The organism is uncultured Campylobacter sp., assembly GCF_937997405.1.
Classification (GTDB): Bacteria; Campylobacterota; Campylobacteria; order Campylobacterales; family Campylobacteraceae; genus Campylobacter_B.
Genome location: NZ_CALKTL010000178.1, coordinates 1 through 6,330, shown reverse-complemented (window position 1 = coordinate 6,330; position 6,330 = coordinate 1). Strand labels below are relative to the sequence as shown.

Sequence of the window (6,330 nt, the reverse complement as noted above, 5' to 3'; positions counted from 1 at the left end):
ACTAAAAATAGTAGCTACAAACCAAATTTTCCTATCTTTTTCAATTTCAGATACATATTTTAAGCACCGCCGTAAAAAAGGTACTATTAATGATATGAATAGTATTATACCTACTATCCAATTACTCCAATATACAAAACGCACAAAAATATTTTCTTGGTTCGCAAAATATAGAACAATTCCCAGAAAAACAACAATAGTCCAAGCTAATATCATAAACAAATTTCTACTTTTTCTACTACTATCATCTTTGTGCAAACTATAATAGAGATACATTATAGTTGAACCAAATAATGCCAAAATAGTTAAAAAAATCAATAATGTAAAAAAGGCAAATAACAAAATATGATTCGCACTAAATATTTCGTATGTGAAAAACCCATAATACCGCATATAAGAAAAAATAAATCCAATAATGCCAATTAATGCAAATATGGATGTTATGAAAGAACATATCTTAAGCATTTGCGTTACTCTTTTTTCTACTAAGTCGCCTTTGGCTAGGGCGTTTTTTACATCAGTTTTATCTTCCGATTTATTGCTCTCAGAAGCACTTAGTGGCTCAATCTTATTTTCATCTTTATTATTCATTTTTTCCTCCAAATTTTAAATTTCATCCTACCTAAACACATCATCCATTGGCGTGCTTTCGCATTTCTTGCGGTCCGCTTCTACCGAGAGTAGGCGAGCTTTGCTTTCGTCTAGAATTTTTGGTGTAATAACAAGCCCCGGCAGATCTAAGGAATTTACGGCGTGCTTGCCGGCAAACGCCCCTAGGCCTCTGCCAAATATCCCGTTTACGCGCCCGTTCATATCATAAATCTCGCTGCCGTCGCAGTGAAAGACATTACCCGAGATACACTCGCATTTAAGCCCATCTGCAGCCTCCGTGTATCTGTAATCCTCGACGTAAAACGCACCGCTTACGCCACGGACGCTACTAATGGGATTGTAAATTAACACGGCTAGAATTTCGTTATTTTGAGGATTTGAGATCTCCCACTCCACGGCGCGATATGAGCTAAGCAGTAGCACAATGGGCTTGGCGGATTTGGCTAAATTTAGCTTGACGCGATTATTCATCTGCGCGCTTTCGTAGATCGCGCCCAGACACAGATCGTAGTCCTTATCCGCAGGGATCTTGGCTACGGCGTCTTTTTGACGATAAAAGGGCTCTACGTCTTTAAAATCCACGAAAAGCTCGCTGGAATGCGCGTCATTTAAAAACCACGCTTCGATCTTGTGCTTGCCCTTGCTAAATTTATACGTAAGCGGGCGCTTTTGATTGCTAGATGTTCCGCCTAGCACGTCCGTGCCATCTACGGCGATTACCAGCGTAGACCAGCCGTAATCTCCTAGCACCATCTTTTCGATATCGGCGTCAAAATTAAACTCGCCGACCCAATACGCCATAAGATTTGGAGATGGAATTTCATGGAAGGAATTTCCTTCATAATTGACGCTGATGCGATCGACGTTTTCAGAGAAAACCACCTTCTTAGGCTCATCTTTATTCAGATAAAACGCCAAAAACTTATCCTGCGGGATCTGCGCATCCGCAGTAATCTCTCTCGCCCATTTTTGCATATTGCTCTCTTGCGCGAACGCCGCAAATGCAAGCACCAAAATAATCAAAAACCTCATTACCGACCTTTCTTATTTCGTATAAAAGTAAAATCCCTAAACCTAAAAGCCCTAGGCTTAGGGATTTTGCCGCCTTGGCTCCCTGCCTATACGAATAAAATTCCAACTGCTTAAATGTCAGCTGCGCGAGAAATTTCCTTGCCGCGACCGCTACGGATAAAATTCCATCCTAAATAAGCTTTACAGAGGCTTTCGCAGATAAGCTCCACTGCCATGAAACCCGGCAAAATAAAAATTTTAAACTAGCGCAATGCTGTGGCTACCGCTAAAAAGCTAGACGCGATAAATTTCAAGCCTAAAATTCATATTAAAGCCCCATCTTAAAATTTTAAAACAAAGCTTTAGCGATAAAATTTCACATTTTAAAATTCTGCGGCAAAGCTTTATGCTTAAAATTTTACATTTAAAACTCCAAGGCGGAATTCTACGGCAAATTTTACCTCGCTGAATTGTGCGTTTAGAATTTAATTTTCGCCGTAAAATTCTGCGCTTAGAATTTTATCTGAACCCTCACGCAACGAAGCTTGGATAAAATTCTAGCTCGAAATTTCAAGCTTTAAAATTTAATGCTACAACCTCTACACGAAATTCTATACACAAAAATTTTACTGGCGCCATAAAATTTCGCGCAAAATCGCAGCGAAATTTTAACGCAGAATTTCGAGCTACAAAATTCCACGCGAAATTTGACGCCGCGCCCGCCAAAGCCCTAATTCGAGCAGGCGCTCTTGCCGTCCATCACTGGCTGGATCGCGGAGTTATCCGCCAGCTCCTCGCGGTCGATCTTCTCGATCTTTTTCCATAGCTTGCGCGCGGCCTGCTCGTAGCGCTTCGCGCTCAAAGAATCTGGCGCGTAGAAGCTTACCGGCTTGCCGCTGTCGCCGCCCTCGCGGATAGCGATCTCGATCGGAATCTCGCCGATTACTTCGGTGTTGTATCGCTGCGCCAGCTTTTGCGCGCCGCCGCGACCGAAGATGTCGTACTCCTTGCCGTTATCGGGGCAGATGAAGCCGCTCATATTCTCGATAAGGCCTGCGATCGGGATGTGGAGCTTTTCGAACATATCAAGCCCGCGCGCGCTATCGTCCAGCGCGACCGTCTGCGGCGTCGTGACGCACACGCCCGCCGTCACCGGCACGCTCTGAGCGAGCGTAAGTTGCGCGTCGCCCGTACCCGGAGGCATATCCAAAAACAGCACGTCCAGATCGCTCCACGCCACGTCTTTTAGCAGCTGCTCGATCGCTTTCATTATCATCGAGCCGCGCCAGATGAGGCTCGCGCCCTCCTCCATCAGCACGCCCATACTCATCATCTCCACGCCGTGGCTTAAGATCGGCTTTAGCTTCTGCCCTACGACGCTTGCTTGCGTCTTATCCTCGCCTAGCATTCGCGGCAAATTCGGTCCGTAAATATCGGCATCCAAAATCCCCACTCTCTTACCGAGCTTTGCCGTGCTGATAGCTAAATTTAGCGTCGTCGTGCTCTTGCCTACGCCGCCCTTGCCGCTGCTGATCATCACGAAATGCTTGATCTGCGGCGCGATATTTTTGCCGCTGCGAGAGTTGCTCTTTTCCTCGGCGATCTTAGGCTGTTTGATTAAAATTTCCACGTCCGCGCCGAGTGCCTTTTGCACCGCCGATCTGAGCTCTGCGGCGATCTCAGGCTTGGCGCTTGGAATTTCGATCCCTACGAAAATTCTATCGCCGATCTCGACCTCTTTTACAAATCCAAAATCCACGATGCTTTTAGAAAAGCCCGGATAGATCACGCTTTTAAGCAAATTTAAGACTTCGTCTTTACTCATTCTTTCTCCTTATTTTCGGTTAAATTTCTACTGATTTTATATGCGCAAAATTTCGGCCCGCACATCGAGCAAAACTCCGCGCCTTTGTAAATTTCATCGCACAGGCTCTCGTCGTGCAGCTCGCGCGCATGCGCAGGATCGAAACTAAGCTCAAACTGCCTGTTCCAATCAAAACCATATCTCGCATCGCTCATCGCATGATCGCGCTCTATCGCGCCCGCTTTGCCTAGCGCGACGTCTGCGGCATGAGCGGCGATTTTGTGTGCGATGATGCCCTCTCTGACGTCGCTTGCATTGGGAAGGCCTAGATGCTCCTTGGGCGTTACGTAGCAGAGCATGCTTGCGCCGCAATACGCAGCCATCGTCCCGCCGATAGCCGAGCTTATATGATCATAGCCCGCACCGATGTCGGTCGGAAGCGGCCCCAGCACGTAAAACGGCGCGTCGCGGCAGAGCTTGCGCTCTAGCTGCATATTAAACTCGATCTCGTTAAATGGAATGTGCCCAGGACCCTCGATCATCACCTGTACGTTTTTTTCATTCGCGCGCAGGGCTAGCTCGCCTAAAATTTCAAGCTCGCTAAGCTGCGCCCTATCGGTCGCGTCGTATAAGCAGCCAGGGCGCAAGCCGTCGCCTAGAGATAGCGATACGTCGTAGGCGGCGCAGATATCGCAAATTTCATCAAACGCTTCGTAGAAGGGATTTTGCTTATGAAATTTCATCATCCACGACGCTATCAGCGAGCCTCCTCTGCTTACGATACCCATCTTGCGACGGGACAGCAGCGGCATAAACTCGAGCTTAAAGCCCGCGTGGATCGTGAAATAATCCACTCCCTGCCGCGCTTGCTTCTCGATCGTGCTAAGAATAGCGCTCGTTTTTAAATTTTTAATATCGCCCAGCTCATGGATCATCTGATAGATCGGCACCGTGCCTATGGGTACGGGCGAGCGCTCGATTATCGCGGCGCGGATCTCGTCCAAATCGCCGCCCGTGCTTAGATCCATCACCGTATCGGCGCCGTACTTTAAGCAAGCTTCAAGCTTTTCCAGCTCGCCCTCGATATCGCTCGTCGTGCCGGAAGAGCCGATGTTTGCGTTGATCTTGCACCGCAGCGCGCGCCCGATACCGATGGGCTTTAAGCTTTTGTGATTAACGTTTGCGGGGATGATCGCTCTTCCTTGCGCGATGAGATCGCACAAGGCCCGCACGTCCATGCGCTCGCTTTGCGCGACCTCTCTCATCTGCGGCGTCACTTCGCCTCTTTTTGCAAAATAGATCTGCGTTACGCAGCTTTCGGTCATTTTCGCCTCGCTTCTTAAAAATGCGCGTATAATATAACAAATTTCATTAATCCTTACTTTTCTTTTGCCGTTTATTTTCGTAACGTAAGCTGAAATTTCGCCGCCGCACCGCGTAAATTTGCGCCTAAACTCAAGATATTTTAGCCCGCAAGCCGCGATTAATTTTGCTTTCATTTTTAATACGTATAATTTCGTAACAAAATTTCAAGGATAAAATTTGAAAGATATATCGCTGATTTTGCTCGCCGCGGGCGATTCGAGCAGGTTTGGTCTCCTCGTCAAAAAGCAGTGGCTGCGCGTGGGCGAGCTGCCGCTTTGGCAATACGTCGCGCAAAATATCGCGCAGGCGCACCCCTTTAAAAAGATCGTAATCGCCGTAAACGAGGAGGACGTGAGCTATTGCGAGCGCCTCTATGCGTGCAGCTCGGCTTCGGCGCGCGGCAAAAGCGCGGAGTGCGGCACGAGCGAGTATAAATTTCAAAGCGAGCGGGACGGGATCGGATGCGGCGCAGACGATCTAAACGACGCAAGCAAGCCGCGGAGCGCGGAAAATTTTAAAGCTCAAGTCGAATGCGACGCAGATGAATGCGGCTCTGCAAATTTAAAATTTCACTTCGTCCCAGGCGGTGCAAATCGCCAAAGCTCGCTAAAAAACGCGCTAAAGCTCGTAGAAAGCGAGCTCGTGCTCGTAAGCGACGTGGCGCGCGCGCAAATTTCGCCCGAGCTGATCTCCTCGCTGATACGAAATTTAGGCAGCGCGGACTGCATCAGCCCCTATCTTGGCGTAAATGACACGACCTATCTCGGCGAGGACGTAGTAAAGCGGGAGGAGCTGCGCCTCATCCAAACGCCGCAGCTTTCGCGCACGGCGCTACTTAAAAAGGCGCTTGAGGGAAGCGAAATTTTTACCGACGACAGCGCGGCGGTCGGCAGCGCGGGCGGGCGGTTGGAATTTATAAAAGGCGAAGCGGGCGCGCTTAAGATCACGCGCGCAAGCGATCTGGCGGCGCTAAATTTAAAACCCTGCTCGCGCGATATTTTTTGCGGTACGGGTTACGACGTGCATGCGCTTGAAAAAGGCGCGGGCATCGTGCTTGGCGGCGTACAAATTCCATGCGAGTTCGCGCTGATCGCACACAGCGACGGCGACGTAGCGATCCATGCCCTAATCGACGCTATCTGCGGTGCGGCGATGCTAGGCGACATCGGCGAACTTTTCCCCGACAGCGACATTAAATTTAAAGGCGCGGACAGCAAGGAGCTGTTACGAAATGTAATGCGGCGCATCAGGGGCTACGGCTATGAACTCGTAAATGCCGATATTACGATCATCGCGCAGCGCCCAAAGATCGGAGCCTACAAAGCGCAGATGCAGGAGGTTTTAAGCGAAATTTTAAACTGCGCGCGCGTCAATGTCAAAGCGACCACGACCGAAGGGCTGGGATTTACGGGCAGAAGCGAGGGTATCGCCGCGCAGGCTGCGGTAAACCTGAAATTTTACGACTGGCAAAAGCACGCAGCAAAGGCGCAGGACGCGGCCATGGCCGCCGCCCTGGAGGCCATCTGCTTCCCACCCGA

Annotated in this window: 5 protein-coding genes; 1 reads left to right on the top strand and 4 read right to left on the bottom strand. The window is 49.0% G+C overall.

From position 1 onward, the window contains the following. The 4 genes from Q0372_RS09485 to thiC form a co-directional block, all read right to left on the bottom strand. On the bottom strand, positions 1–591 hold a 591-nt coding region (locus Q0372_RS09485), incomplete at its 3' end, for a hypothetical protein (RefSeq protein WP_298105269.1). 27 nt (positions 592–618) lie between these two features. After that, entirely contained in the window at positions 619–1,644 is a 1,026-nt protein-coding gene (locus Q0372_RS09480) for a hypothetical protein (protein ID WP_298105266.1), read from the bottom strand. A 709-nt stretch (positions 1,645–2,353) separates the two neighbouring features. Then, a complete protein-coding gene (locus Q0372_RS09475; RefSeq protein WP_298105263.1) occupies positions 2,354–3,448 on the bottom strand; it encodes an Mrp/NBP35 family ATP-binding protein in 1,095 nt (364 codons plus the stop codon). Next, positions 3,445–4,752, bottom strand: coding sequence for a phosphomethylpyrimidine synthase ThiC (gene thiC / locus Q0372_RS09470; protein ID WP_298105273.1), 1,308 nt, complete (start codon positions 4,750–4,752; stop codon positions 3,445–3,447). The genes Q0372_RS09475 and thiC overlap by 4 nt, the downstream gene beginning before the upstream one ends. Before the next feature lie 217 nt (positions 4,753–4,969). Here thiC and ispF point away from each other — a divergent pair. Continuing rightward, the coding region (gene ispF, locus Q0372_RS09465) for a 2-C-methyl-D-erythritol 2,4-cyclodiphosphate synthase (protein WP_298105259.1) at positions 4,970–6,330 on the top strand (1,361 nt) is incomplete at its 3' end.

Excerpts from the sequence above, each read along its gene's own strand:
- Q0372_RS09475 (WP_298105263.1), bottom strand. The coding sequence starts at position 3,448 with ATGAGTAAAGACGAAGTCTTAAATTTGCTTAAAAGCGTGATCTATCCG.
- Q0372_RS09480 (WP_298105266.1), bottom strand. The coding sequence starts at position 1,644 with ATGAGGTTTTTGATTATTTTGGTGCTTGCATTTGCGGCGTTCGCGCAA.
- thiC (WP_298105273.1), bottom strand. The coding sequence starts at position 4,752 with ATGACCGAAAGCTGCGTAACGCAGATCTATTTTGCAAAAAGAGGCGAA.